The sequence below is a fragment of the Roseomonas sp. TAS13 genome (genome assembly GCF_001950415.1).
Taxonomy (GTDB): domain Bacteria; phylum Pseudomonadota; class Alphaproteobacteria; order Acetobacterales; family Acetobacteraceae; genus Roseomonas; species Roseomonas mucosa.
On sequence record NZ_BDLP01000509.1, the window covers coordinates 1 to 2558 of the forward strand.

Here is a 2558-nt window from a genome sequence, read left to right on the forward strand (position 1 = left end):
CGCCTTACGGTGGAGCTGTGCGTAGATGTGATCAAGAGACAGGGCACGCGCCCGGCCTCGTCCGGATGGCTGTTCAGCCAGCGCGTCACCCAGCCCGAGCCGTGCACGCCCGGCAAGTCGTCGCCGGAAATGCCGAGGCGCCGGTCGCCCGAAAGCCCCAGGGCCAGGAAGACCGCATCGTAGAGCCCGCGCAGCGCCTCCAGCGTCACGTCGCGGCCGATCCCGACATCGCCCCAGAAGCGCACGCCCTCGCGCTCGAAGAGCCGGTCGAACTGGCGCGACACCGCCTTGGTGCCCTGGTGGTCGGCGGCCACGCCATGGCGCAACAGCCCATAGGGCACCGGCAGGCGCTCGATGATGTCGATCTCCGCCTGCGGCCAGTCCCGGCGCAGGGCCTGGGCCAGGAAGCAGCCGCTGGGGCCGGAGCCGATGATGGCGATGCGCTGGGTCATGATGTCACGCAGCCCAGGGATGAGGACGGCCGGGCAGGTCCACGTAGAAGGATTTCTGCGCCATCCAGGCGCGGATGCCCTCGCGCCCCTTCTCGCGGCCCAGCCCGCTGTCCTTCACGCCGCCGAAGGGGGTGGAGATGGAGAACTGCTTGTAGGTGTTCACCCAGACCGTTCCCGCCTCGATGGCCCGCCCGACGCGCCAGGCCTTCGGGAAGTCGCGCGTGTAGATGCCGCAGGCGAGGCCGTAGTCGTTGTCGTTGCCCATCGCCACGACCTCCTCCTCGCTGTCGAAGGGCAGCACCACCAGCACGGGGCCGAAGACCTCCTCGCGGCAGATGCGGGCGTTGTTGTCCGCCTCCGCCAGGATGGTGGGGCGCAGATAGACGCCCTCCTCCATCCCCTCCGGCCGCTGCCCGCCCGCCAGCACCTCGGCGCCCTCGGCCACGGCGTCGCGGATCATCGCCTCCACCGAATCCCGGTGGTCGTCATGGATCAGCGGCGCGACCTGGGTGCGTGGCTCGAAGGAATGGCCGACGCGCAGCGCCTCCGTGGCCGCCACCAAGCGCGAGACGAATTCGTCGTACACCGCGCGCTGCACGAAGAGGCGCGAGCCGGCGATGCAGGACTGGCCGGTGGAGGAGAAGATGCCGAACAGCACCCCCGCCAGCGCCACGTCAAGATCCGCATCGGCGAAGACGATGGTGGGCGACTTGCCGCCCAGCTCCAGCGAGACGGGCATCAGCTTCGCCGCCGCCTTCTGCGCCAGGGCGCGGCCGACCTCGGTGCCGCCGGTGAAGGAGACCTTGCGGATGGCGGGATGCGTCACCAGCCGTTCCCCCACCACGCCGCCCGCGCCGGGCAGGACGGAGAAGAGCCCCGGCGGCAGGCCCGCCGCCTCGGCGATGCGGGCGAGTTCCAGGCAGACCAGCGGGCTCCAGGAGGCGGGCTTGAGCAGCACGGCATTGCCGGCGGCGAGCGCGGGCGCGACCTTCTGCGCGTCCGAGGCGATGGGCGAGTTCCAGGGCGTGATCCCCGCCACCACGCCCAGCGGCTCGTGCACCGACAGGGTCAGCGCATCGCCCCGCTGCGGCGTCAGCGCCTCCTCCGAGGTTTCCAGCAGCGCCGCCATGTAGCGGAAGGTGCCCGCGGCGCTCATCGCCAGGGCGCGCGTCTCGGCCAGGGTCTTGCCCGTGTCGCGCGATTGCACATAGCTGATCCGGTCGGCCTCGCGCGCGATGCCTTCCGCTATACGATAGAGGTAGCTGGCGCGCTCGTGCGGCCGCAGGTTGCGCCAGGACGGGTCGCGCTGCGCCCGCTGCGCCGCCTCGACGGCGAGGTCCACATCCTCCGCCGAGGCGCCGCGCAGCACCCGATTCAGCGAGCGGTCGGCGGGAAAGGTCGAGGTGATCTCGGCACCCCGCCCCTCGCGCCATTCGCCGGCGAAATAGAGCTTTCCCTCGGGCAGATCGAACGGCCGCATGAGTCTGGCCTCCCTCAGATGACGGTGGCGGATGCGCGGTTCAGCAGCTCGCGCGCCACGCTGTACCCCGCAGTCAGCGAGGTCTTCGGATTGGCCGGCGAGGGACGCCCCTCCAGCCTGATGGTGAAATCGGCGCAGCCGGAGCGCACCGCGACCTCGTGGACGTTGCGGCCGATGCCCGGATCGGCGACCAGCTTCACCCGCACCGTATCGAAGCCGCCCGCAGCCAGCGCCACGGTGGCGGCGACATTGGCGTTCTGCGGATAGTCCCGCGCCGCCTCGCGCGCCGTGCCCTCGTAGAAGGCCGTGGGTTCCGTCAGCGCGTCGAGGTCCAGCAGGGTCTCGGCCTGCGTGCCCTTCCAGGCGCGCGGCGGCTTGCGGCCGAGATAGGTGACCTCCTCCAGCCCCGAGAGCCGCGCCGCGCCCAGCGCGTCGATGCCGCCCACGGCACCAGGAGGCAGGACGAGCTTCGCGCCCCCTGCCCGCGCCGCTGCCTCCAGGCGCGCATGCAGTTCGGCATCCGCCAGGGCGCCGATGGCGATCACCACGAGGTCGCGCCCACCGCGCAGCACGGCCTCGCCATGGTCGCGCACCGCGCCATGGCCGGCGCATTCCGCCACCACATC

Annotated in this window: 3 protein-coding genes; all 3 read right to left on the reverse strand. The window is 71.7% G+C overall.

All coding sequences use genetic code 11. The features are described 5' to 3' along the window. Nucleotides 1–452, reverse strand: a 452-nt coding sequence (locus ROTAS13_RS22845) for an NAD(P)-binding protein (protein WP_371329285.1), incomplete at its 3' end; no start/stop codon positions are given. 4 nt (nucleotides 453–456) lie between these two features. Further along, a complete protein-coding gene (locus ROTAS13_RS22850; protein ID WP_075823532.1) occupies nucleotides 457–1932 on the reverse strand; it encodes an aldehyde dehydrogenase in 1476 nt (491 codons plus the stop codon). 14 nt (nucleotides 1933–1946) lie between these two features. Continuing rightward, the coding region (locus ROTAS13_RS22855; protein ID WP_075823533.1) for an aspartate dehydrogenase at nucleotides 1947–2558 on the reverse strand (612 nt) is incomplete at its 5' end.

What these genes read in the sequence shown, in the direction of transcription:
- ROTAS13_RS22850 (WP_075823532.1), bottom strand. Translation starts at nt 1,932, where the DNA reads ATGCGGCCGTTCGATCTGCCCGAGGGAAAGCTCTATTTCGCCGGCGAA.